25 protein-coding genes are annotated in these 23,650 nt (G+C 45.9%); 7 read left to right on the top strand and 18 right to left on the bottom strand.

The window, feature by feature from the left end; all coding sequences use genetic code 11:
• Nucleotides 1-100 precede the first annotated feature (100 nt).
• The 3 genes from ACQCVH_RS06375 to yneA form a co-directional block, all read right to left on the bottom strand.
• Nucleotides 101-340, bottom strand: a complete 240-nt coding sequence (locus ACQCVH_RS06375) for a DUF896 domain-containing protein (RefSeq protein WP_224906519.1) — start codon at nucleotides 338-340, stop codon at nucleotides 101-103.
• Nucleotides 341-471: 131 nt separating this feature from the next.
• Entirely contained in the window at nucleotides 472-1,119 is a 648-nt protein-coding gene (locus ACQCVH_RS06370) for a YneB family resolvase-like protein (RefSeq protein ID WP_224906521.1), read from the bottom strand.
• Between the two features lie 15 nt (nucleotides 1,120-1,134).
• Nucleotides 1,135-1,467, bottom strand: a complete 333-nt coding sequence (yneA, locus tag ACQCVH_RS06365) for a cell division suppressor protein YneA (protein WP_426834911.1) — start codon at nucleotides 1,465-1,467, stop codon at nucleotides 1,135-1,137.
• 158 nt (nucleotides 1,468-1,625) lie between these two features.
• Between yneA and lexA the strand changes: the two genes are divergently transcribed.
• The 3 genes from lexA (at nucleotide 1,626) to ACQCVH_RS06350 (ending at nucleotide 3,532) form a co-directional block, all read left to right on the top strand.
• Nucleotides 1,626-2,249 (top strand): transcriptional repressor LexA, encoded by a 624-nt coding sequence (lexA, locus tag ACQCVH_RS06360; protein WP_009791598.1) that lies wholly within the window; start codon nucleotides 1,626-1,628, stop codon nucleotides 2,247-2,249.
• Nucleotides 2,250-2,502: 253 nt separating this feature from the next.
• The gene (locus ACQCVH_RS06355; protein ID WP_094767396.1) at nucleotides 2,503-2,784 is read left to right on the top strand and encodes a DUF4257 domain-containing protein; all 282 of its coding nucleotides are present in this window, start codon (nucleotides 2,503-2,505) and stop codon (nucleotides 2,782-2,784) included.
• Nucleotides 2,785-2,989: 205 nt separating this feature from the next.
• Nucleotides 2,990-3,532: an IseA DL-endopeptidase inhibitor family protein gene (locus ACQCVH_RS06350; protein WP_426834910.1), complete on the top strand. Its 543-nt coding sequence runs from the start codon at nucleotides 2,990-2,992 to the stop codon at nucleotides 3,530-3,532.
• Nucleotides 3,533-3,862: 330 nt separating this feature from the next.
• Here ACQCVH_RS06350 and ACQCVH_RS06345 read toward each other — a convergent pair whose 3' ends face one another.
• The 3 genes from ACQCVH_RS06345 to ACQCVH_RS06335 all read right to left on the bottom strand — a co-directional run bounded on the left by ACQCVH_RS06345 (nucleotide 3,863) and on the right by ACQCVH_RS06335 (nucleotide 5,414).
• Nucleotides 3,863-4,183: an SPOR domain-containing protein gene (locus tag ACQCVH_RS06345; RefSeq protein ID WP_426834909.1), complete on the bottom strand. Its 321-nt coding sequence runs from the start codon at nucleotides 4,181-4,183 to the stop codon at nucleotides 3,863-3,865.
• A 196-nt stretch (nucleotides 4,184-4,379) separates the two neighbouring features.
• The gene (locus ACQCVH_RS06340) at nucleotides 4,380-4,913 is read right to left on the bottom strand and encodes a helix-turn-helix domain-containing protein (protein ID WP_426834908.1); all 534 of its coding nucleotides are present in this window, start codon (nucleotides 4,911-4,913) and stop codon (nucleotides 4,380-4,382) included.
• A 129-nt stretch (nucleotides 4,914-5,042) separates the two neighbouring features.
• Complete coding sequence (locus ACQCVH_RS06335) at nucleotides 5,043-5,414, bottom strand: hypothetical protein (protein ID WP_426834907.1); 372 nt, start codon at nucleotides 5,412-5,414, stop codon at nucleotides 5,043-5,045.
• 214 nt (nucleotides 5,415-5,628) lie between these two features.
• Between ACQCVH_RS06335 and ACQCVH_RS06330 the strand changes: the two genes are divergently transcribed.
• A complete protein-coding gene (locus ACQCVH_RS06330; protein ID WP_426834906.1) occupies nucleotides 5,629-6,150 on the top strand; it encodes a hypothetical protein in 522 nt (173 codons plus the stop codon).
• A gap of 32 nt (nucleotides 6,151-6,182) precedes the next feature.
• Here ACQCVH_RS06330 and ACQCVH_RS06325 read toward each other — a convergent pair whose 3' ends face one another.
• The 5 genes from ACQCVH_RS06325 to hflX all read right to left on the bottom strand — a co-directional run bounded on the left by ACQCVH_RS06325 (nucleotide 6,183) and on the right by hflX (nucleotide 11,831).
• On the bottom strand, nucleotides 6,183-6,479 hold the full coding sequence (locus ACQCVH_RS06325; protein ID WP_426834905.1) for a hypothetical protein: 297 nt from the start codon (nucleotides 6,477-6,479) through the stop codon (nucleotides 6,183-6,185).
• A gap of 843 nt (nucleotides 6,480-7,322) precedes the next feature.
• Entirely contained in the window at nucleotides 7,323-8,657 is a 1,335-nt protein-coding gene (glnA, locus tag ACQCVH_RS06320; RefSeq protein ID WP_009791587.1) for a type I glutamate--ammonia ligase, read from the bottom strand.
• A gap of 34 nt (nucleotides 8,658-8,691) precedes the next feature.
• Nucleotides 8,692-9,096 (bottom strand): MerR family transcriptional regulator, encoded by a 405-nt coding sequence (locus tag ACQCVH_RS06315; protein WP_009791586.1) that lies wholly within the window; start codon nucleotides 9,094-9,096, stop codon nucleotides 8,692-8,694.
• A gap of 161 nt (nucleotides 9,097-9,257) precedes the next feature.
• The gene (locus tag ACQCVH_RS06310; RefSeq protein WP_426834904.1) at nucleotides 9,258-10,526 is read right to left on the bottom strand and encodes a methionine gamma-lyase family protein; all 1,269 of its coding nucleotides are present in this window, start codon (nucleotides 10,524-10,526) and stop codon (nucleotides 9,258-9,260) included.
• 48 nt (nucleotides 10,527-10,574) lie between these two features.
• Nucleotides 10,575-11,831: a GTPase HflX gene (gene hflX, locus ACQCVH_RS06305; protein WP_426834903.1), complete on the bottom strand. Its 1,257-nt coding sequence runs from the start codon at nucleotides 11,829-11,831 to the stop codon at nucleotides 10,575-10,577.
• 292 nt (nucleotides 11,832-12,123) lie between these two features.
• On the opposite strand from hflX, the gene ACQCVH_RS06300 reads away from it, so the two are divergent.
• Nucleotides 12,124-12,735, top strand: a complete 612-nt coding sequence (locus ACQCVH_RS06300; protein WP_094767406.1) for a trimeric intracellular cation channel family protein — start codon at nucleotides 12,124-12,126, stop codon at nucleotides 12,733-12,735.
• Nucleotides 12,736-12,777: 42 nt separating this feature from the next.
• On the opposite strand, the gene spoVK is transcribed toward ACQCVH_RS06300, so the two are convergent.
• From spoVK to miaA, 3 genes are all read right to left on the bottom strand, one after another.
• Nucleotides 12,778-13,728 carry a stage V sporulation protein K gene (gene spoVK, locus ACQCVH_RS06295; protein ID WP_253619074.1) on the bottom strand — a complete coding sequence of 317 codons (951 nt, stop codon included), beginning with the start codon at nucleotides 13,726-13,728 and terminating at the stop codon, nucleotides 12,778-12,780.
• Between the two features lie 395 nt (nucleotides 13,729-14,123).
• The gene (gene hfq / locus ACQCVH_RS06290) at nucleotides 14,124-14,357 is read right to left on the bottom strand and encodes an RNA chaperone Hfq (RefSeq protein ID WP_022543740.1); all 234 of its coding nucleotides are present in this window, start codon (nucleotides 14,355-14,357) and stop codon (nucleotides 14,124-14,126) included.
• A 28-nt stretch (nucleotides 14,358-14,385) separates the two neighbouring features.
• Nucleotides 14,386-15,387: a tRNA (adenosine(37)-N6)-dimethylallyltransferase MiaA gene (gene miaA / locus ACQCVH_RS06285; protein ID WP_426834902.1), complete on the bottom strand. Its 1,002-nt coding sequence runs from the start codon at nucleotides 15,385-15,387 to the stop codon at nucleotides 14,386-14,388.
• Nucleotides 15,388-15,642: 255 nt separating this feature from the next.
• Between miaA and mreBH the strand changes: the two genes are divergently transcribed.
• Nucleotides 15,643-16,650 (top strand): rod-share determining protein MreBH, encoded by a 1,008-nt coding sequence (gene mreBH, locus ACQCVH_RS06280; protein WP_426834901.1) that lies wholly within the window; start codon nucleotides 15,643-15,645, stop codon nucleotides 16,648-16,650.
• Nucleotides 16,651-17,047: 397 nt separating this feature from the next.
• Here mreBH and ACQCVH_RS06275 read toward each other — a convergent pair whose 3' ends face one another.
• Nucleotides 17,048-17,587: a GrpB family protein gene (locus tag ACQCVH_RS06275; protein ID WP_426834900.1), complete on the bottom strand. Its 540-nt coding sequence runs from the start codon at nucleotides 17,585-17,587 to the stop codon at nucleotides 17,048-17,050.
• Nucleotides 17,588-17,820: 233 nt separating this feature from the next.
• Here ACQCVH_RS06275 and ACQCVH_RS06270 point away from each other — a divergent pair, with 233 nt between their 5' ends.
• A complete protein-coding gene (locus tag ACQCVH_RS06270; RefSeq protein ID WP_426834899.1) occupies nucleotides 17,821-18,225 on the top strand; it encodes a nucleoside 2-deoxyribosyltransferase in 405 nt (134 codons plus the stop codon).
• A gap of 59 nt (nucleotides 18,226-18,284) precedes the next feature.
• Here the strand turns inward: ACQCVH_RS06270 and ACQCVH_RS06265 are convergent, their stop codons facing one another.
• From ACQCVH_RS06265 to mutS, 3 genes are all read right to left on the bottom strand, one after another.
• Nucleotides 18,285-18,824, bottom strand: coding sequence for a helix-turn-helix domain-containing protein (locus tag ACQCVH_RS06265; protein ID WP_426834898.1), 540 nt, complete (start codon nucleotides 18,822-18,824; stop codon nucleotides 18,285-18,287).
• A 94-nt stretch (nucleotides 18,825-18,918) separates the two neighbouring features.
• Complete coding sequence (mutL, locus tag ACQCVH_RS06260; RefSeq protein WP_426834897.1) at nucleotides 18,919-20,844, bottom strand: DNA mismatch repair endonuclease MutL; 1,926 nt, start codon at nucleotides 20,842-20,844, stop codon at nucleotides 18,919-18,921.
• Between the two features lie 18 nt (nucleotides 20,845-20,862).
• Nucleotides 20,863-23,514: a DNA mismatch repair protein MutS gene (gene mutS, locus ACQCVH_RS06255; RefSeq protein WP_426834896.1), complete on the bottom strand. Its 2,652-nt coding sequence runs from the start codon at nucleotides 23,512-23,514 to the stop codon at nucleotides 20,863-20,865.
• Nucleotides 23,515-23,650 lie beyond the last annotated feature (136 nt).

The following is a 23,650-nucleotide window of genomic DNA, read 5'->3' as shown; positions in this document are numbered from 1 at the left end:
TGTATATCTTGCGCATTTTGGAAACCTGTATGTAGAAAAGAACCAAAAAATAAATCCAAAAAGGAACACAGATTAGTGTATTCCTTTTTGGCATGATGCATTAATGAAGTCGCTTCTTCTCGTCCTCACGCAGCTTTTTTATCTTTTTCGGTGTAACATCGTTCCCCTTTGGATCCATGATGGTTACACCTTTTAAGGTTGTGAGCATATTGGAACGGAAGGTCTGCAGATACTCGCTGCGAAGCGCTGTCTGTTCCTTCGCCTCTTCGTTCGTGAGCCCTGTGGTCTTTGCTTTGTTTGCCAGCTCATTGATTCTGGCCATTTTATCTTTAGGCAGCATAATAACGCTCCTTTTTTTATTCATTTCATTTAGCTTTCTCTAGTCGTCTTCCCCTTAGTCCCCTAGTCTAAACGGCCGGAGAATACATCAAATGTTACTATAAAAAAAAGCGTTTGCCAAGGCAAACACTTTTACTCTTCCTGTGCATCTATGTATTCCTGATAGCGCCTGTGCACCGTCGCCTTGGAAATAGGATAGCCGAAGCCTCTGAGAGTTGCTGCAATTTCCGAAAATGTAAGCTTGCTGGCTCTCAGGCGGACAATTTCTTCTATTGGAACCTCGATCCGCTCCCTTCCAGAGTGCTCTCCCAGATTCTTAAGGTTCTTCTCTGGCCTGAATCCTCTGTCCACTGCCCTTTTCATGCCTCTTTTAATCTTGATATTATGCAGCTTGCGCTGATATTCCTCCACCATTGAGACGATATTAAGAACCATGGAATCTGATTCGGAGAGCTGCAGCTCCCCATTATGGGAAATGCTGTAGAGCACAGCTCCTTCTTTATAAATGAAATGAAGCAGGGCGATTTTGGCATTTCCCCTTCCGAGCCTCGTTTCATCCTGAATAAGGACCGCTTTGATCCCTTCATCCTTTATAAGATCAAGAAGCTCAAGCACACCGTCCCTCTCCAGGTCATAGCCGCTGGCCTGCTCCCTGATGACCTTGGCTACTTCAAAGCCCTTTTCCCCGGCAAGTGCAGTCAGTTCCTCTTCCTGCCTTTCCAGCGATGTTTCCTGCGCTTCTTTAGTTGTTGATACCCTGCAATAAATTACGGCTTTCATATATGCTCCTTTAAATCACTCACCTGCAAAGTTCTGCAGATCATCCTGCAGCTGTCTTGTATGGCTGTCCGCTTTTACCGGGATGATGATCTGCTCTCCCGCTTTGATTGCACTGCCGGCGATTCCGTTCTCATCTTCCACCCACATCACAAAATCTTCTGCAGACAGATTATGATTGTCCGAAAATTCCCGGGACAGCCCCCATAATGTATCTCCTTCATCAACCGTTACCTTCATATAATCTTCTTCCCCGAATATCTTATCATATCCGGTAAGCAGCAAAGCCGCCCCAAAGCTCAAAACGATAAGTATAATAGCATATGAGTATTGATTCCACAATTTTTTCATACAAGACACCCCGCACCGAGAATATATGTTCGTATTTCGTTAAATTTATTATATACCGAACATGTGTTTTCCGTCAACAAAAATTCGAACTTATGTTTGTATCTGTTCCGGGTACATGCTATAATTTAATCAATAATAACCATACGGGGTGCGAATACATGGCTAAAATATCAAAAAGGCAGCAGGACATACTTGAATTTATCAAGGAAGAAGTGAAAGCGAAGGGCTATCCCCCTTCAGTCAGGGAAATAGGGGAAGCAGTCGGCCTGGCCTCCAGCTCGACTGTGCACGGGCATCTGGCCCGCCTCGAAAGCAAGGGAATGATCAGACGGGACCCGACCAAGCCCCGTGCTATCGAAATCCTGGAGCTCGATGAAACATCGCATATTCCAAGGAACAATGTCGTCAACGTTCCTATCCTCGGGAAGGTTACAGCAGGACAGCCGATCACTGCGATAGAGAATGTAGAAGAGTTCTTCCCGCTTCCTGAAAGCATGGCGCCGGCAGCCGAACAGGTCTTCATGCTTGAAATCATGGGTGAAAGTATGATTGAAGCCGGCATCCTTGACGGCGACTATGTCATCGTCCGCCAGCAGCAGTCAGCCAACAATGGCGATATCGTCGTTGCGATGACAGATGAGGATGAAGCAACTGTCAAGCGTTTCTTCAAGGAAAGAGATTATATCAGGCTTCAGCCTGAAAACTCTACAATGGAGCCTATCATTCTCAGAAATGTCTCCATTCTTGGCAAGGTCATTGGCGTCTACCGCCATATCCACTGATTATATGATTCTCTCAGCCCAGGCCCTTTGCCGCCTGGGCTGTCTTCTGCCCGAAAAGCCTCGCAGGCACTAGAATAGTCGCATCTTTGCTGCTTATATCTTCCTGTAGAGTACATATGTACCATTAAGTTAAATCTGAAAATTCAGTCGATTTATGCATATCTTTCCCCTCCAGGTCTGTTATATAATAGAAACAGCACCATGATTGACCTAAGGTCGCACCAAAAATTCCGGCTTTAGGAGTGTGAGGCAAATGTGGCAGCATGTCGTCTTCGCAATATTCATTGGTGGCCTTGTCGGCGCGGTTGGGCATCTAAAGAAACACGGGAAGCTGATCATGCCGAAAAGAACGAAGCAATTCATCTATCTCGGCTTTTTGGAGGAAATGGTATTGGGATCACTCGCCTCAGCGCTGCTTGTGCTTTCGTCAGATGCAAGCTCCCTCTTGAAGGTAGCATTCCTGTCCATGCTTGCTGGACTTGGCGGTGAAGCCCTGATACGCAGCCTGGACCTCATCAGGGCCGAAAAGAAATGAAACAGGAGGAAAAGCAGAAGCTATGCTCAAAACAGCAAAAGTAAAGACGTAAGAAGCCTCTCCCGGGAAATTGGGCAGAGGCTCTTTTTATGCCTGAAAACTGTAAACAATCTTCTGCATTTTGGTAACCTTTCTGTAATTCTTTTGAGGAGAAACGAAGGTAATATAAGGATAGCAAGTGAATAATCTTATTGGAGGCCTTAAAATGAAAAAATTATTATCCATCCTGTTAGCTGCTGTCGCCCTGTTTACATTCAGCCTTAGCGCTTCGGCAAAATCTGCGACCGGGGATTTAAGCAGCAAGAAAGCAATCGAACTGGCGCAGAGCGCACGTGTGCACCACGGGAATGCTATGAATGGACATATCCCATCTAAGAAGAATACAGCCTGCTCTATCAAAACATTTCAGTACAAAGGCACGGTATACCGCTACCTCTGCAGTGAGATCAATACGAAAGCAAAGCTGACCAAGTACCTTAATGAATCTTTCACCTTGAATGCAATCAATAAAGGTTATAAGAAATACAGATTCATTGAGTATAAAGGAAAGATGGCACAGCCAAATGCCGATGGCGGCAGCCTGCTGGAGTGGAATAAAGCCAAGGCAAAGCTCATTTATTTCCGGAAAGATATCCGCCAGTTTGAATTCATGGTGCCTTACGGCGAAAAACAGCACGAAAAGAAAAAGGTTACGTTTGTAAAGGTCCGCGGCAAGTGGCAGATCAATGCTTTTGATGCGGTGAGATAATTAAATCTGCTGTTCTTGAACCTTCAAGAACAGCTTTTTTGTTATTGATCGATTACATGATATGACAGAATCGCATGGACTCCTTTGCGGCCGTTGACAGCCTGGGTAACCCTCATTCCCACAGTCATAGAAGCCCAGGTATATGCTTCTGCCCGCGAAACATGAAAAGTTCCGCCATCCAGTCCATGGACCCCTTTCACATGCTGCATACAATGTTTGATAGATTATTGTATCCACTGGCCGGCTAGCCAAGGATGGTTTCTAATTGTATCAAAAAACCCTGAATGGAAGGAACACTTTAGTGTCCTTCATTCAGGGCTAAGAAATTAGTTACTTAATAACATACATCGTCCATCCAAATTTTTCTTCAATATATTGCTTGCCTTTTTCAGCTTCCGCTCGGGTTTTGAAAGTTCCCGTTTTTAACCTGAGTCCGTTTTGTTCTACTGTGTAAACAATCCATCCTGTTTTCTGCCTCAGCTTTTCCCGTGCTCCAGCATGAATATCTGTGTTGCTGAATGTTCCTGTCAGCAGCCTAAATGGACCTTCTTCATTTCCTTGTACGTTACTTTCAGCAGCTGCTGACGAGCTGTAGTTAAAGGAGAATAATGTGAAACAAATCATAGTAAAAAACAACAATTTTCTCAACAATCGTTTTCCTCCTTTACTCTAAATTTCTTTCCAATTTTAATAAATATACAAGAAAAAGACTATTTAGAACTTTTCAACTATTTTTATGATGCCAATCTCACTCACTCTTCAGCCCCGCATTGGATTATGACCAATATGCAGGGCTGCCCATAGAAGCATTCTCTAAAAAAGCTGATTGTATAAAACCTTTTGAAATTCAATGACCTGCCGCATTTATTTTAATCCCGAATGTCCCAATGCCAATTAATTCGCCTTCTTCTCCAAGCAGGGGATATCCTACTATGTAATGCGTGTGTACTTCATTGTTATATTCATATTCTGCAAATGTTCCAGATGTTTCTTTTGTATCAAGCACCCTTTGTTTAAGAGATATCAATTTTTGAGAATCGATGCAAAAGCTTAATTCATCATCTCTGGCACCAATAAAATGATTGACTTCCTCCTGATTGGCTGAATCAAAAATCCATGTGTACCTCATATCAAGATCGCTGTGAGCCAGCATGCATTGCGTCCGGGTGAACACCTCTTGAAATGCAGCTAAATCAGATAATAATAGTGATGGATTTATATCTAATACCTTAGCAAGGTTTCTGCTTATATCAACACTGGGATTTCTTGTACCAGATTCGATTTGCGAATAATAGGCCCGGTCGATAAAAATCGAGTCTGCCACGTCCGCTTGAGTCAGATTTTTATTTTTTCTAAGCGTTATCAGCCAGTCGCGTTTCATACTATTCCTCCCTTTTCATCATAATAATGCTCTATTGGCGAAAAGAGAAGGAATAGAACTTACTGAATGTGTTATTTCAATAAAAAAAACAGCTGCAATACTTCTGGCTTTTAAATCCACATAAAATCCCTAATTTTGATTCAGATAAAAAAATCTTTCCATAGGAATATCATCGTAAGTGCAGCCAATTTTGCTTTTTACATGGTCATTCAGCGCATATTCTATATCTGCTGCAGAAAAATTCACTCTTACATGGCAATGTGCAAGCGCAAGATGATCAGTAAAGCTTTTTGCCAGCTGTTCCAGGAAATATATATCATCATCCAGAATTTTTTCTTCCGAGTATATTTCTGCTTTGATAATGCTTGATCTCATTTCGCTAGATAATAACTTATCTTCCTGAGAAAAATCATCAGGAATGCTCGCTCTTTTTTCATCAATGAGAATCATACGATATGTTCTATCATCCAAAAAAATGTCCCATGCTTCCAGTTCAGTCAAATTCAGGACCCTGTTAAAATGCATGATAACCATCCTTTCAAAATTTTAGTTTTGTTTATCTTCAATCTATTTAAAGTCCACTCTGAAATTCAGAAAATAATGCCGCGATCAGATAACACCATAGTCTATAAAAATTTTCCCAACCCTCTTGATGTTCCTGCTGTTAACATACCAGGTTATAATTGTATAAATTATACAGTTAGGAGATAGATTATTGAAGAAAATATTAACTTATGTACTTTTTTTACTTGTGATCAGTTCAGGATGTTCTCATGAAAATGAAAAACAAGACCTTCCTGCCGTAAGCCACAATTCTGCAGAAGAACTGAAAACCTGGTCGCCTACAGCTCGCACAGCTATAGAACTGGAAGGGAAGTCATTAAATTTATATGGAGAAATAGGGAAATATGCACTTTCCCCGGATGTTTTCAGGGTAGATACCCAAGGAATACACACTTGGTATTTATGGATGACACCAGAAGAAAAGAAGGAAATGCTGAATAAGAAAGTGACAATTAAGGGGATTAGCGAAAAGGATAAAAACGAGGAAATATACCTTGCAGACACCGAGGTGGTTGATTTGTCCAGCGACGAAAAACAAAGTATGCCCTATTCGGAAAATGTACTAAAATTTATAGCAAATATTACTCCAGTCAGGGAAGGACGCTGGAAAATAAACACGTATGTGGACAACTCATTACTCGGAACTACGGTCACCGAGGCACAGCCAAAGTAAGGAAGAAATTCAGCCCTTTAAGAAGAAAAGGGCTATTTTTGATATAGAAGAAGCCCTCTAGAGTGAGAAAGGGCTTTTTCCATTAAAAAGAAAAAATAGAATATGCCAAAAGATAGTGACAATCCAAAGAAAATAGTCATCACCAAGTTAAAGTTATATGATTTATCTTTTGGGTTGGAATGAAGAATAGTTCTTGTTAAAGAAGCAATAAAAATAAGTAATACCGAAGTCACAAAGAACAATTCGTCCTTACCCATGATTAAGAATGAGGTTGATGCTAAAAAGAGTAAGATGGCAGCTGCTTTTAGCCAAACCGGAGAATTATCCATTTATCACCTCCCTTTTTAGTGTATTATAAGCAATCTTATCGTGGTAGGAAAGTGGAAAATAAACTAACATATTGAGCAAAAAGCAAGCAGGAGGATATATGAGCATTCAGTATGGCCCGGCAGGACCGCATTCGAAATAACAAGAAATATGAAAAGGCAAGAATGAACCAATTCCAGGACTGACCGGCTTTCTTTAGTGTCTGATTGACTCATATTCTCTTCTTGAGGCACTCTGCTCAGCCTTGCCCACCATCAGAGTGATTCATATTCTCCTCTTGAGGTACTCTGGTTGGCTTTTTCACCTTTAGAGTGAGTCATATCCTTATTTTGAGTCACTCTGCTCAGCCATCCCCACCATCAGAGTGACTCATTTTCTCTTCTTGAAGCACTCTGGTTGGCTTTTTCACCTCTAGAGTGACTGATATTCTCATCTTGAGACACTCTGCCCGGCTTTCTCCACTTCAGAGTGACTCATATTCTCCTCTTGAGACACTCTGCCCGGCTTTCCCAACTTCAGAGTGACTCATATTCTCCTCTTGAGACCCTCTGCCCGGCTTTCTCCACTTCAGAGTGACTCATATTCTCCTCTTGAGACACTCTGCCCGGCTTTCCCCACTTCAGAGTGACTCATATTCTCCTCTTGAGACACTCTGCCCAGCTTCCCCCACCACCAGAGTGACTCATAACTCCTTTTAAGGCACCCTGGTCAAATATATGAAGAAAGTCTTCGAATAAGTTTTTCCGCAAAAAAAAACAGGCACCTCTCAAACCAAACTAAACTCCCTTAAATACCCGAAACACAAAAAACCCCTCAATACCAATGGTATCAAGGGGCCAAATCTATTAATACATCTGCAGGTACTGCTCGCGTTCCCAAGGGTGAACTTGTGTGCGGAACATATCCCACTCAATTTCCTTCGCTTCGATGAAGTGTTCGAAGATGTGCTCGCCAAGGGCTGAAACCATGATTTCATTGCTCTTCAGCTGGTCAAGAGCCTGGGCAAGTGTTGCAGGAAGATCTTCAATGCCTTCTGCGACGCGCTCTTCTTTGTTCATTACATAGATGTTGCGGTCAACTGGCGCTGGAGGAGTCAGTTTGTTCTTGATCCCGTCAAGTCCTGCTTTTAATAGCACTGCCATAGCCAGGTATGGGTTTGCTGCCGGGTCAACGCTGCGGACCTCAACACGTGTGCTCATGCCGCGTGATGCCGGGATGCGGATAAGCGGTGAACGGTTCCTTGCAGACCATGCCACATAGCAAGGTGCTTCATAGCCGGGAACAAGGCGCTTATAAGAGTTGACAGTCGGGTTCGTTACAGCTGTGAAAGCCGGAGCGTGCTTGATGATGCCGGCGATGAACTGGCGGGCAGTATCGCTTAGCTCAAGGTTTCCAGTAGTATCATAGAATGAGTTCTTGCCTTCATTGAACAGGGACATATTGCAGTGCATCCCTGATCCGTTTACGCCGAACAATGGCTTTGGCATGAATGTTGCGTGCAGGCCGTGCTTGCGGGCGATTGTTTTAACAACAAGCTTGAATGTCTGGATCTGGTCGCATGCAGTCAGCGCATCAGCATATTTAAAGTCGATCTCGTGCTGTCCTGGAGCCACTTCGTGGTGGGAAGCTTCAATTTCAAAGCCCATTTCTTCAAGCTCAAGCACGATGTCGCGGCGGCAGTTTTCACCAAGGTCTGTCGGCGCAAGGTCGAAATAGCCTCCGTTATCATTCAGTTCAAGAGTAGGTTCACCCTGCTGGTCAAGCTTGAAAAGGAAGAACTCCGGCTCAGGTCCGAGATTGAAGTCTGTGAAGCCTAATTCCTTCATCTCATCAAGGATCCTTCTCAGATTGTTGCGCGGGTCACCATCAAATGGAGTCATATCTGGATTATAGATATCGCAGATCAGGCGGGCAACCTTGCCTTTTTCAGCTGTCCAAGGGAATACAACCCAAGTGCTGAGGTCAGGATAAAGAAGCATATCGGATTCTTCAATGCGGACGAAGCCTTCGATGGAAGAGCCGTCAAACATCATTTTGTTGTCCAGCGCTTTTTCAAGCTGGGAAATCGGGATTTCCACGTTTTTGATTGTTCCGAGGATATCCGTAAATTGAAGACGGATAAATTTTACGTTTTCTTCTTCAGCAATACGTTTAATGTCATCTTTTGTGTAGTTAGCCATTAGTTTTTCCTCCCTTAGGACACATCAATTTTATTTAATGGAAAAAGCGGGACATATCTCCCTGGCGGAGTGAATGCCGGTTGAATCGGCCGGCCTGCATCATTTCCTGCCTCAGGAGCTTTCTCAATTCATCATCAGACAAATCGCGCCTTACTTTTTCTGCTTGCTGCTGTACTTCAGCTGATAATGTTTGTTCCTGCATGGCGAATAATTGCTTGATTCCCGCCATATTGACTCCCTGATCAATCAAATCCTTGATCTCGAGGAGCTTATCAATATCATTCAGGGAAAAAAGCCGTCTATTTCCGTCAGTTCGTGCTGGAGAAATCAACTGGTGCTCTTCGTAATAGCGGATCTGCCTGGCTGTCAGCTCAGTCAGCTGCATTACAGTCCCAATTGGAAATAGCGGCATGGAACGGCGTATTTCACTGCCTTTCATCCGATTTCTCCTCCTTTGCAATCATTTCTTGTGTTTATTATATGTAATGTCAGATTTGTTGTCAACCACATGTGAGGTTTTATAACATTAAAAACACAAAAAAATTTCCCCTGACAAAAATTAAAAAGGACAGCCATGCTGCCCTTTTATATATTCACCTATTAAAGTTGTATTAAACCCTTTTTTGCTAAAGAGCTGATGGCTGTGCAAATGGCAATTTTTACATGCGAGTAAGTGAGGCCACCCTGGACATAGGCAACATACGGCGGGCGGGTCGGTCCATCGGCGGTAAGCTCGATGCTCGCCCCCTGGATGAATGTTCCTGCCGCCATGATGACATCATCCTCATAGCCCGGCATATAAGCAGGATACGGGGTTACATGTGAATTGACGGGAGATGCGTATTGAATGGCCTGACAGAATGCCACCATCTTATCCCGGTCATCGAACTGGACGGATTGAATCAGATCTGTCCTCTCCGCATCCCATTTTGGCGAAGAATTCATCCCGAGCATTTCAAGCAGCGCTGCAGTGAATACGGCCCCTTTCAGCGCCTGGCCGGCAACGTGCGGAGCAAGGAAGAATCCCTGGTACATCTCCTGGAGACTGTACAGTGAGGCCCCCGCTTCCGCTCCGATCCCAGGCGAGGTCATCCTGTAAGAGCATGCCTCAACCAGTTCCTTTTTGCCGACAATATAGCCGCCGGTTTTGGCAAGGCCTCCGCCTGGATTCTTGATGAGGGATCCGGCCATCAGGTCAGCGCCAACATGGCAAGGCTCCATTTCCTCTATAAATTCCCCATAGCAATTGTCCACAAAGACAACCACATCCGGCTTGATCTCTTTTACAAACTCAATCATTTCCTTGATCTGGGCAATTGTAAAAGAAGGCCTGACAGCGTAGCCTTTGGACCGCTGGATTCCAATCATCTTCGTATTCGGCTTAATTGCGCTCCTCACGGCTTCAAAATCCACATAACCATCCTCACCGAGTGGAACGCTGCTGTAGCTTATGCCAAATTCCTTCAGAGAGCCTGTCCCTTTGCCCCTGATGCCGACGATTTCCTCAAGAGTATCATAAGGTTTCCCGGTCATATAAATCAGTTCATCCCCTGGGCGGAGGATACCGAAAAGAGCGGTAGAGATAGCATGTGTTCCTGAGATGATCTGCGGCCTTACAAGACCTGCTTCTCCTCCAAACACCCTTGCATAGATTTCTTCAAGTGTATCCCGGCCGATATCATCATAGCCATAGCCGGTCGAAGGAATGAAGTGAGAATCGCTCACCTTGTAATGCTGAAAGCTTTCAAGCACCCTAAACTGGTTGGCTTCGATTCTTTGGTCAATCTTTTTATGAACGGATGCAATTTTTTCTTCTGCCTGTGAAGCCAGTTCTTGAATCCGGCTTCCGTATTCTAAATGCTGAAACATGCTGTTCTCCAATCCAAGAGCCGGAGGGTTCATCCCCTCCGGCCTTTTTTATACTGTGTATTTGTTTAGTTCTCCTGTGATCTGATGATCTTCAAGGGCATACCCTTTGCAGAGATAGACCTCTGTCTCTTCCTGGAATGAGAGCTCCCTCAAAATTGTCTCATTTTTCAGCTGCGACAGAATCCTGCCTTCAGTTGACGGGATTTCCACCTGATAAGGCTTCATCATGCCCAGGACCAGCTCTTCGATTTTCCGCTTCAGCATGCTGCGGTCATTTTCCGCAAAGGCGCTGATCACGACGGATTCAGTCTTTGCCGATGGAACGAAATCCGGATGCACCTGGTCACTTTTATTATAAACCGCCAGCTGCGGGATGTGCTGGATATCAAGATCCTCAAGCAGCTTGTTTACGGTCTGTTCATGCTGGAAATAATCCGGATTCGATGAATCGATAACATGAAGCAGCAGGTCTGCTTCACTCACTTCCTCAAGCGTCGACCTGAATGCCGCAACAAGGGTTGTCGGCAGATCCTGGATGAACCCGACCGTATCCGTTGCAAGCGCCAGGTAACCGCTTGGGAGGATGAGCTTTCTTGTCATCGGGTCAAGCGTTGCAAAGAGCTGGTTCTCTTCAAAGGATTCAGCTTCGGCAAGCCGGTTGAACAGGGTCGATTTCCCGGCATTCGTGTAGCCGACAAGGGCAATCTGGAACGCTTTATTTTTTTTCCGGCGCTCGCGGTATCTGTCCCTGTGCTGCACGATCACCGACAGCTGCGATTTGATATCATCAATCTTCCTGCGGATATGGCGGCGGTCGGATTCAAGCTTTGTTTCACCCGGCCCCCTCGTTCCGATCCCGGCACCGAGCCTTGAAAGCTGGAGGCCCTGCCCGCCAAGCCTTGGGAGCAGGTACTGCAGCTGGGCAAGCTCAACCTGCAGCTTCCCTTCCTTCGACCTGGCCCGCTGTGCGAAAATATCAAGGATCAGCTGAGTCCGGTCAAGGACCCTGCTGTTCACTTCATTGGAAACATTCCTGACCTGGCTTGGTGAAAGCTCATCATTGAAAATGATCAGGTCTGCTCCAACCTCTTCCTCCAGCATCTTTAATTCTTCAACCTTGCCTTTTCCTATATATGTAGAAGGATGGATTCTTTCTCTTTTCTGGGACAGCTCAGCCAGCACTTTGCCGTTGGCCGTTTCTGTCAAAGATGCAAGCTCTTCCATCGAATACTGGAAATGCCTGTCGTCCTCCCCAGTCTGGCAGCCGACTAGAATAACTCTTTCGAACTCCGTTTTATTTTCCAAGGAATCCCTCTTTTCTATAAAAAATCGCCTTACTGGAATACGTACATCCGACCTTCAAATATCATACCAAAAATATGCGCTCCATCCTACTATTTTTACCAGTCTGAACGCTTTAAAACCCTTCTCCCTCCTATTCTTCACAGCTGCTGGAAAATAATGATTGAAAAATCATTTTTGCGTGTTAAAATCATATTGTTTGAGGTAAAAAGATGCTGTGGAGAGATTAGCCTTTCCACTGATATAAAGAATAAACCAGCCTGGATTCCAGGCTTCACCAGAGGAGAAATGCACCATGACATGGGAAGTATTGAGCATGATTGGCACGATTGCTTTTGCAGTAAGCGGCGCGATCATTGCCATGGAAGAGGAATATGATATTTTAGGGGTTTATATACTCGGGATTGTAACTGCGTTTGGCGGAGGCGCCATCCGCAACCTTCTGATTGGGGTGCCGGTTTCAGCCCTTTGGGAGCAGGGGATGTTCTTCCAGATAGCCCTTCTGTCCATTACAGCGGTATTCCTGTTTCCCAATAACCTGTTAAGACACTGGCAGAAATGGGGAAACTTTTTTGATGCAATCGGCCTGTCTGCATTTGCGATTCAGGGCGCGATTTACGCTTCAGAAATGGGCCACCCTCTCAGCGCTGTCATTGTGGCTGCCGTGCTGACCGGAAGCGGAGGAGGCATCATCCGCGACCTTCTGGCAGGGAGGAAGCCGCTGGTGCTGAGATCTGAAATATACGCAGTCTGGGCGATCCTCTGCGGCTTTGCCATCGGGCTTGGGCTGGCAGACTCGGCCGTCGCATTATACAGCCTTTTTGTATCCATCACCCTTCTCCGGGTGCTGTCATACACTTATCACTGGAAGCTTCCGGCGAGGCGGCTTGGCGCAGCCAGGCAATAAAATACAGAAAGCAAAAAGCAGGCCGGAAGCCTGCTTTTTTTCTTACATATCTTCTTCAAACATTAAATCATTGCTTCTGATCGTCATCAGCTCATGGCGGTCAAAATGGCTTTGCATCAGCAGCCTCATCGCCTGGGCACGGATCGATTTTTCAAGGATATTGCGGATATAGCGCCCATTTGAAAAAGCTGTTGTGCTGATATCCGATTTTGCCCATACCAGATGCTCCCTCAGCTTTTTCTCCGCTTCATGGCTCAGGGAATATTCCTTTTCAACCAGCATCTTTTGCGCGATTTCCATCAGCTGCTCGATTGTATAATCAGGAAAATCGATAACGAGCGGAAACCTTGAATGAAGGCCGGGATTGAGGGTAAGGAAATAATCCATTTCCCTGGAGTAGCCGGCAAGGATCAGGATGAACTCGTGCTGCCGGTCCTCCATATGCTTGACAAGCGTATCAATCGCTTCTTTACCGAAGTCTTTTTCTCCTCCCCTGCCCAGTGAATAGGCCTCATCTATGAAAAGAATGCCGCCGATTGCCTTCTTGATCAGGTCACGGGTCTTTTGCGCGGTGTGGCCGATATATTCACCGACAAGATCGGCTCTTTCCGCCTCGATCAGATGGCCTTTGGCAAGGACATTCATCCTGAGGAAAAGCTTGCCGATCAGCCTGGCGACCGTTGTCTTCCCTGTACCCGGGTTGCCCTTGAACATCATGTGCAGAGCCTGCTTCCCCGCCTTCAGGCCGGTTTCTTCCCTTTTCTTGTTAACATATATCCATGCATAAATTTCTTTTATCATCCGTTTCATTTCTTCCATGCCGACAAGGGCTGCAAGCTCTTCCTCAATTTCCTTAAGTGCTGCATGCTCCTGAGGCAGTGCCCTTGGAACAACTTGAATGTCCGGGCTTTCCTTTGTGAATGGCTTCCTTTTCTGCGAATTGAGCACAATGCTGATCTGGCCATTATTTTTCATTCGTATCGGCTGGTCCAAAGCTTTCACCTCACTATTTCCCACCAGTATACTCCCTGAAGCTGTTTCTTGTGACAAATGCCTATCTTTCAGGCAGAAAAGAAGCCACATTTACTGCTGAAGCGACAAAATACCTGGTTTTTCTCTCTGCAGGAGCCGGGCTATGTCATATCCTGCGGTTTCCCGAGAAATAACCGTTATTTTTATATATATTCACAAGCCTTCAAAATCATTAAAGAAAGTTGCTGAAAAGGGAATTAGTTTCTTTTCATCTGGCTGCATTTCAGCTATGCTGAAATGCGTGTGAAACAAAGTTTCACACGCATGAGCCCAAAATCAACAACAATGTTTAACAAAGCCTTTCATATAAAAAAGCCCGCTTCCCGGAAGAAGCGGACTTTCCTTTATAGGATGGACTATTGCTGTCCTTCAAGATCGATCTGGACATTGCGCTGCGGAGAAAAAGTGGAAATGGCATGCTTATAGACCAGCTGCTGCTTCCCTTCTGATTCAAACAGCACCGTGAAGTTATCAAATCCTTTGATCTGCCCGCGCAATTGGAATCCGTTCAAAAGGAAAACAGTAACTCCTGTTCCGTCCTTGCGAAGCTGGTTTAGAAATTGGTCTTGAATATTAACGGATTGTTTCATTGATAAATCCTCCTCTTTTGTCTCTATATTATGTATTCGATTTTATTTGAAGCTTTCCTTCAATATACGCAGAAATTTCCGCGATTTTTTTTTCAAGCAAGCCTGTATCGGATACATGTGTCATATCAAACCATTCCACATTCATCTTGTTTCGAAACCAGGTCAGCTGCCTTTTTGCGTATCTTCGAGAATTTTGCTTCAGATTTTCGACCGCGCCTTCCAGAGAATTACGGCCGTTAATGTATTCGTAGACTTCCTTATAGCCGATTGCCTGGATTGACTGGCAGTCTTTCAGCCCCTGTCTGTGAAGGGCTTCCACTTCTTCCAGGAGGCCATCATCCATCATTTTGTCGACCCGGCTGTTGATCCGCTCATACAGCTTTTCCCTGTCCATGGAGAGCCCGATGATGCTTGTATCATACAGCAGCTCAGCTGCCTGGTGTTCCTGGTACTGGGACATGGTCTTTCCTGTACAATGGTATACCTCAAGCGCACGGATGAGCCTTCTTGTATTATTGGGGTGCATTTTTCCGGCACTGGCAGGATCGATATTCAATAATTCCTTATAAAGCGCTTCTGCCCCTTCGGATTCAAGGCGCTGTTCCAGCTCCTCCCTGAAGGCGTCATCTGACGGGGCATCGGAAAATTGGTAGTCATATATGACAGATTGTATGTAAAGGCCAGTTCCCCCGACAATCATAGGCATCTTCCCACGGGAAGCGATGCTTTCGATTTCCTTTCTGACAAGCTCTTGAAATTCAGCAGCGGAAAAGGGTTCATTTGGCGCTTTAATATCAATCAAATGATGGGGAATTCCTTCCATTTCATTTTCTGTAATTTTGGCTGTCCCTATATCCATGCCTTTATAGATCTGCATAGAGTCGCCGCTGATGATTTCAGCATCAAACCTTTTGGCCAATTCAATGCTGAGCCTGGTTTTGCCGACAGCTGTCGGGCCGATCAGCACGATCAATTTCTGCTTTGTATCCAATTCATTCACACTGCCTTTATCTTTCATTCTCTGCGCCATAAGAGCTTAATACCCTTTTGGCTTTCCTATATCCTACCATAACTTGCATACGCAGTTGAATATCTATGCAGTATAGCCAACAAGGATTTTATTTATTCAGCCAATTCCTCCCTTTTATTTTACCATTTATGATAAAAATTTCATCATTCATTACATTTATTTAACGATTCGATAACATTCGTCAGAAGACCCCCTTTTTCGTGCTAATGTTACAGAAGATTATTAGGCAATCATAATGAAAGAATAGGTGATAGGATGATTTCAACTTCTGAAATTGGAATTGACTTAGGTACTGCAAATATACTGGTATACAGCAAAAATAAAGGCATTGCCCTAAACGAGCCTTCTGTTGTGGCCATTGACACAGATACAAGGAAGGTGCTTGCTGTCGGCAAGGAAGCAAAGGAAATGATCGGCAAGACGCCGGGCAAAATCGTTGCCATCCGTCCTTTGAAGGATGGCGTTATTGCGGATTATGATATTACGACCGAGCTGCTTCGCCATGTCATGAGGCAGGCATCGAAAAAGCTTGGCTTTGCCATCCGCAAGCCGAATGTGGTGGTCTGCACCCCTTCAGGCTCTACAAGCGTTGAAAGAAGGGCCATCCATGATGCTGTCCGGAATGCAGGAGCAAAGAAGGTTCATCTGATTGAAGAGCCGGTAGCTGCAGCGATCGGTGCAGGGCTTCCGGTCGATGAACCGGTAGCGAATGTAATTGTGGATATTGGCGGAGGATCAACAGAGGTGGCGATCATTTCTTTTGGCGGCGTCGTAGCCTGCCATTCTGTCCGCATAGGCGGAGACAGGCTTGATGACGATATTATCCAATATGTACGCAAAGAGTACAATGTCCTGATCGGGGAAAGAACAGCCGAACAGGTCAAAATGGAAATCGGCTATGCCCTCATCGACCATGAAGAAATGAAATTGGACATCCGCGGCAGGGATCTGGTAACAGGACTGCCGAAGACCATTACCCTTACTTCATATGAAATCAGGGATGCCATGAAAGAATCCCTGCTTCATATCCTCGAAGCCATCCGGGCCACTCTTGAAGACAGCCCGGCAGAACTGAGCGGCGATATAGTGGACCGCGGCGTTATCCTAACAGGAGGCGGCTCGCTGCTGAACGGCATGCAGGACTGGCTTTCACAGGAAATCGTGGTTCCTGTCCACCTTGCGTCAAGCCCTCTTGAGTCTGTGGCAATCGGCACAGGCAAGGCGCTTAAGTTTATTGATAAGCTGCAGACCGCAGTGAGATAAATCACTTTTAATATCAAAAATCAGCCTATAAAACGGACTTTCTTCTAAGCCGTTTTGTAGGCTGTTTTGCTTTTAGTGCAGCCCCTCCCTGCTGCATAATTTTGCGCCGTATTGGAAATAATCAACAACTAGGTAACATGATAGGAGGCAAGCATGATGTTCAAAATGGTCCAGGAGCTGAATGATCTTAAATCTAAGATTCATTGTTCTGCTATTTGTTCTGATTGACCGCAACCGGCTGATGCAAATGAGCATTGCTTTCCTTACTATATAAATGGAATTATACCTATTCGTTCGTGTCTCTATTTGTTTTACGCTTAGTGGTAAAAGCATGCTCCAACTGGATCTGCAGGCGTGCAAAAAATCCTTAAGAGACAGGCTTTCTTGCCTTTTTTCATTACTTTCCCTCTGTTCCCCTGAGCGCTGCAATCCTTTTCACAAAGCTTTCCTTGTACTCTGTGTACTCTTTAATGCCTGTAGATGTCTTCTTTATATAATCGAGCCTCAGCTGTACATACTCTTTTCTTGCGTCTTCGTTCTCATTTAAATAATCCCTGAAGAAAAGGAGATTCTTCCATAATTCTCCTTCATATTCGACAAGATGCAAAAAATGGGTTTTGATTTTGTAATCATTATCTGTAAATCTGGCAAAAACCACTTCCCCGGGCCTTTTTACTTTCAATTGTTGAAAACCTGCGGCTCTCAGTCCGGCAATCAGTTGTTTATCAATAGCAGCCAGATCTTCAATAGCTGCCATGACATCTATGATTGGTTTAGCTGGGATGCCTGTGATAGCCGTGCTGCCAATATGCACGATATGGCTGTCAGGGATATTTGTGTTTACCTGCAGATTTTTGCGCACCTTTTGAAATTCTTTCTTCCAGCCAGGTGAATGGTCAGCCAGCCTTACTTCGTCAGGATTTAAGCCGAGTTCCATACCATATCCTCCCCCTTCCAATGCTCGTTCACTATTTCGCTGTTGGTGCCTTAATTTCCTCCTGTCACAGGCATATGGTCGAAAGTGTGTAAAACTGAAGCAGACAGGCTAACTCTGAAGGTTAGCATATTTGTTTACATAATATTATTATTAACAATTAAAAAAGTATGTCTCTCATTGACAAATTGTTCTGACACTATACACGATGAATAACCCATTGAAAGGATGATAGGATGAAGTTTTACATCGGTTCAAGTTTTGCTAATATTTCTCAGGTCCGGGAGCTTGCGGCATTCTTAATGGAGAAAGGCTTTTACCAAACTTATGACTGGACCGGCAATAGCCGGGCTGAAAATGCGGGGGAGCTCCGCTCAATCGGGGAAGCTGAATTTGCATCAGTGAAGGAAGCAGATTTTGTTGTCATCATCCTTCCGGCAGGGAAGGGAAGCCATATTGAGCTTGGACTCGCCCTTGGCTTTGGAAAACGGGTGTATCTATATTCAGAGGAAGATCTTAAAGATAATCCTGCTGAAGCTTCCACCTTTTATTTTTTGCAGCAGGTTATCCATATCAGCGGCACATTGGAGGAATTAAAAGAGGAACTTATCGAAGCAGAGTGTGTAACAGAACATCGATAAAACTGAAAAATCCGGGGTCTGTACGCATGGCTGCCCTTCCTGCCAGAAGGGCATCGTGTTCATTCTTCCTCTGTCATATTATCCAGCCTCATGGCAATGGTGCCTACCCCAATCAATACGCCGGACTGGTCGACAAGCGGATAGCCGATAAAGCAATAATTGTAAGATTCTCCATCGTGGAAACAGCTGTCATAGACAGAGATGGTCTTCTTGGTGTCGATGACCTTTTTCTTTAGATTTAATATTATCTTTGCATCTATAGTGTAATTTAGCTCATCATCCCTGGCACCGATAAAATGCTGGACCTTCTCCATGCCGGTCGGGTTATAAACCCATGTATAGCGGAGATCCAGATCGCTGTGGGCAAGGATGCTTCGGGTCTGAAAAAATGCATCCTGAAAAGCATTGGTATCAGAGAAAAGGAGCAAAGGGTCAATGTTGAGGACCCTGCCGATTGATCTGCTTATTTCTTCGCTCGGATTCCTCAGGCCTGATTCAATTTGTGAATAATAAGCCCTGTCTATATGAATAAGATCTGCAATATCTGACTGGGTCAGATTCCTGTTTTTCCTGAGTTTCACGAGCCAATATCTTTTCATTTCACTTCGCCTCCATTTCTATCATATAGAAAGCCCTTCCTCTGGGGGAAGGGCTTTCTGACATAGTTCATAAATATTTAAATAAAAGATAGAATTACATGACTCTTTTAAACATCTTTTCCATTTCATAGGTAGAATAATGGATGATAATCGGACGGCCGTGCGGGCATGTGAACGGGTCTGATGATTTGCGGAGCATATCAAGCAGAGCCTGTATCTCATCATTGCGCAAATGGTGGTTGGCCTTGATAGAAGCTTTGCAGCTCATCATGATGGCTGCTTCTTCCCTCAGCTTTTTCACATCGGCCTTTTTCATGGAAAGCACTTGTTCAATCATATCCTCTATGATCTGCTGCTCTTCTCCCTTAGGGAACCACTGGGGGTGGGACCTGACAATGAATGTGTTCTGCCCGAAAGGCTCGAGGAAGATTCCTACCTTTTCAAGCTCAGTAACATGTTCATTGATTTTAATATATTCATCCGCAGCATATTCGAATGTCAGCGGAACGAGCATTTCCTGCAGCTCGCTTTCCACCTGGCCGACTTTGTCCCTGAAATATTCGTACTTGATCCGCTCCTGGGCAGCATGCTGGTCAATGATATAAAGGCCGCGGTCATTTTGGGCGAGAATATAGGTGCCATGCATCTGGCCGATCGGATATAATGGCGGCACCCTGTGAACGGCAGCAGCTTCCGGCTCTTCTGTCCCCTCGATCACCTCTTCTTCATCATCTTCCAAATAGTCTTGGCTGCCTGCTGGCTGTTCAGCTCTGAATGGAAATGCTATGCCATCAGTCCGCAGTATATCCTGCGGCTTAAATGCAGATGCTTCCTCACGCTCCTTGACAGCCATTTCCTCTTTGATGAACATTGGCTGTCCGGATTCAAACGGTGCCTGCCTGCTGTCATTCTGCACGTGCTGAGCCTGTTCTCCCCTAGGTTCCATCACTTTTTCCGGAAGATGGTCCAGTTCAAAAAAGGTCTGCTCAGACTTCGGTTTTTCAGCCCTTGCCGGGGCAAAGCCGGCAGGAATCAGTTCCTGTGATTTGAAGACCTCTTTAATGGTACCCGCTACAAGCTCATTCAGTTCATGCTCCTTACTCAGCCTGACCTCCATTTTGGAAGGGTGGACATTGACATCCACAAGCAGCGGATCCATCTGTACATTCAAAAGCACAATCGGATAACGCCCGATCGGCAGCAGGGTATGATAGCCTTCCTGGATCGCTTTAACCAGCGGATAATTCTTGATGAACCGGCCGTTGATCATTGTTGAGATATAATTGCGTGAAGCACGGGTGATTTCCGGCAGTGCGATATAGCCATGAACATGGAAATCGAGAGAGCTTGCCTCGACAGGAATCATCTTTTTGACGATATTCATGCCGTAGATAGAGGCCAGCACCTGCTGCACATTCCCGTTCCCTGCCGTATGCAGGAGCTTCCGCCCGTTATGGACAAGGCGGAAGGATACTTCCGGGTGGGCAAGGGCGAGGCGGTTCACCACGTCAGTAATGTTGCCAAGCTCCGTATGGATCGTCTTCATATATTTCAGCCGGGCCGGTGTATTATAAAACAGATCGGAAATGGTGATATCTGTCCCTTTCCGGCTCGCGGCCTTTTCAAATTCCGCCACCTTTCCGCCTTCAATCAGGATCCTTGTGCCTGCATCTCCTGTCGAGGTCTTCAGCTCCAGCCTGGAGACAGAGGCGATGCTGGGCAGCGCCTCCCCTCTGAAGCCGAGTGTCCGGATGCGGAACAGATCATTTTCATCTTTGATCTTGCTTGTGGCATGGCGCTGGAAGGCGGTGATCACATCATCTTCTTCAATGCCTTCCCCGTTGTCAATGATGCGGATTTTTGAGAGGCCCGCCTCTTCTGCATCAATTTCGATTATGGTGCTTCCCGCATCAATGGAATTCTCCACCAGCTCTTTTACGACAGATGCCGGCCGTTCGACCACCTCACCTGCGGCAATTTTATTGGAAAGGGCATCATCGAGCTGAACTATCTTTCCCACGAGCAACACCTCCTCTTACTATTTCTTCGTGCTTTTTGCCGTTTTTTGCAGTTCATATAAAGTATTCATCGCGTCAAGCGGCGTCATTTCAAGAATATCCATCTTGGCCAGCTTGTCCAGGATTTTCTTTTCGGCCGGGCTCAAGCTTGCTTTCTTCGGCTCTGCCGGGCCATCAAAGAATGACAGCTGGGCATCGCGAACCTCCTGGGCCGGTACTGGGGCCGGGTCAGCTGCTGTGAGTTCAGGCATGCCCGCCGCTACTTTTTCGCGAACCGGCAGTTCAGCCGGTTCTCCCTCTTTCCTTTCAAGCTGCTCAAGTATTTCATTTGCCCGGTCAATCAATTCTGCCGGCAGCTCTGCCAGCTGGGCGACGTGAATCCCATAGCTCTTGTCTGCTGCTCCTTCTTTAATTTTGTGAAGGAACACAACCTTGCCATTTTGCTCTATGGCACTAACATGGACATTCTGCAGATCAGGAAGCTCTTCAGCCAGAACTGTCAGCTCATGATAGTGGGTCGAGAACAGGGTCTTTGCCCCGATCCGTGAATGGATATACTCAATGATCGCCTGGGCCAGCGCCATGCCATCATAGGTGGAAGTCCCGCGGCCGATTTCATCGAAAAGGATGAGGCTGTTCTGTGTGGCATTGGCAATCGCATTCTTTGCCTCCAGCATTTCAACCATAAAGGTACTTTGACCGGAGATCAGGTCATCCGCTGCCCCGATCCTTGTAAATACCTGGTCAAAAATCGGCAGCACCGCCTCAGATGCCGGAACATAGCAGCCGATCTGCGCAAGGATGCTTGTCAGGGCAACCTGGCGCATATAGGTGCTCTTACCGGACATATTCGGTCCTGTGATCAGGAGCAGCTCGCGGCCGTCTCCCATCACACAGTCATTCGGGACATATTCCTGGCTGTCCATCACTTTTTCCACGACTGGATGGCGCCCTTCCTTCACGCTGATTTCCCGGCTGCCGGAAAAAACAGGGCGTACATAATGGCGGTCCTCGCTGATCTGTGCAAAGCACTGCAGCACATCAAGCTCACTGACCGTCCTAGCTAGTGACTGCAGCCTTGGGATATATTCCTTCACATGGTCGCGGACATGGCAAAACAGCTCATACTCAAGCTCAGTAATGCGCTCTTCCGCTTCGAGGATCAGTGTTTCCTTCTCCTTCAGCTCCGGTGTGATATACCGTTCTGCATTGGCCAGGGTCTGCTTCCGGTCATAACGCCCTTCCTCAAGGAGGTGGATATTGGCCTTCGTAACTTCGATATAATAGCCGAATACCCGGTTATAACCGATCTTTAAAGACTTGATGCCCGTACGTTCCCGCTCCTGGGCCTCCAGCTTTGCAATCCATGTTTTGCCGTTCCTGCTCGCGTCACGGTACTGATCCAGCTCATCATGGTAGCCATCCCGGATCATATTCCCGTCCTTCACGGAGATCGGCGGATTATCGACAATCGCGCTTTCAAGAAGATCTGTGATTTCTTCACATGCATCAAGCTTCTCAGCCAGTTCTTGTGCATCCTCATTCTGCAGGCTTCCGACAAGCTCCTTTAGCAGAGGGACCTGAAGAAGCGAGCTCTTCAGCTGGATCAGATCGCGGGCATTAACATTCCCGAACGCCACGCGCCCTGCCAGGCGCTCGAGATCGTAAACCTCTTTCAGCTTTTCTCGCAGGTCCTGCCTGGCAAAATAATCGTCCAACAGGGATTGGACGAGCGAATGGCGCCGTCCGATTGCTTCCCTGTCAATCAAAGGGCGGTCGATCCACTGCTTGAGCATCCTTGCCCCCATTGCCGTCTTGGTTTCATCCAGAAGCCACAAAAGCGAACCTTTTTTCCCTTTCGACCTGATCGTTTCAGTCAGCTCCAGATTCCTTTTGGAAAAATAGTCAATCTTCATGAATTGGTGCACCTGGTATGTGGCAAACGGCTGCAGGTGGTCAAGGCTCCGTTTCTGTGTCCTGAACAAATAATTCAGCAATCTTGCCGCTGTCTCCCTGAGCTTGTCCTGATTAAGGGCATCCAATAGAGGAGCGCTCATCTCTTGTATGCCTGCGTCCTGTTCGTAAGACACAGCCGCGACAGAACGCTCCCTGAACTTGCGCTCCATTTCCGGGTCGAAGCCGGAAGAAACAACCACTTCCTTAGCCCCTGACATCGATAGCTCATTCAAAACCTCTTCCTGGCTGGCAAGCAGGGTGATTTTGTTCTCTCCTGTGGAAAGGTCATTGCAGGCAAACCCAAACGAACCGTCTGAAAAAGCGGAAATGGACGCAATATAGTTATTTTCCTTCTCATTGAGCCCTCGCCCTTCCATCAGGGTACCGGGCGTGATGAGCTGCACTACTTCCCTTTTTACGACACCCTTGGCCTGGCGGGGGTCCTCTGTCTGTTCGCAGATGGCTACTTTATAGCCTCTTTCAACAAGCTGCTCTATATATTGCTGGGCAGAGTGGTAGGGAACCCCGCACATCGGAATTTTTTCTTCCACTCCGCCATTCTTGCCTGTTAAGGTAATCTCAAGCTCCTGGGACGCCCTGATGGCATCCTCAAAAAACATTTCATAGAAATCTCCGAGCCTGAAAAATAAAAAGGCATCAGGATAGTCTGCTTTTACTCGTAAATACTGCTGTATCATCGGCGTGTAAGCTGCCATAATATCCTCCAAACAACATCTCTCATTATTTCTCTTCAGCTATCTATTATAGCATAAGCGAAGCTCCCGTTGTTTGCTGAGGGGCAATATGACAGCAGGCAGAAATACGGGTTTAAGGGGATATCTGGCATTGCTT

It is taken from the genome of Bacillus infantis (assembly GCF_050107595.1).
Taxonomy (GTDB): Bacteria; Bacillota; Bacilli; order Bacillales; family Cytobacillaceae; genus Bacillus_AB; species Bacillus_AB infantis_C.
Note: the sequence above shows the minus strand (reverse complement) of the source record. Positions and strands in the feature narration are given on the sequence as shown.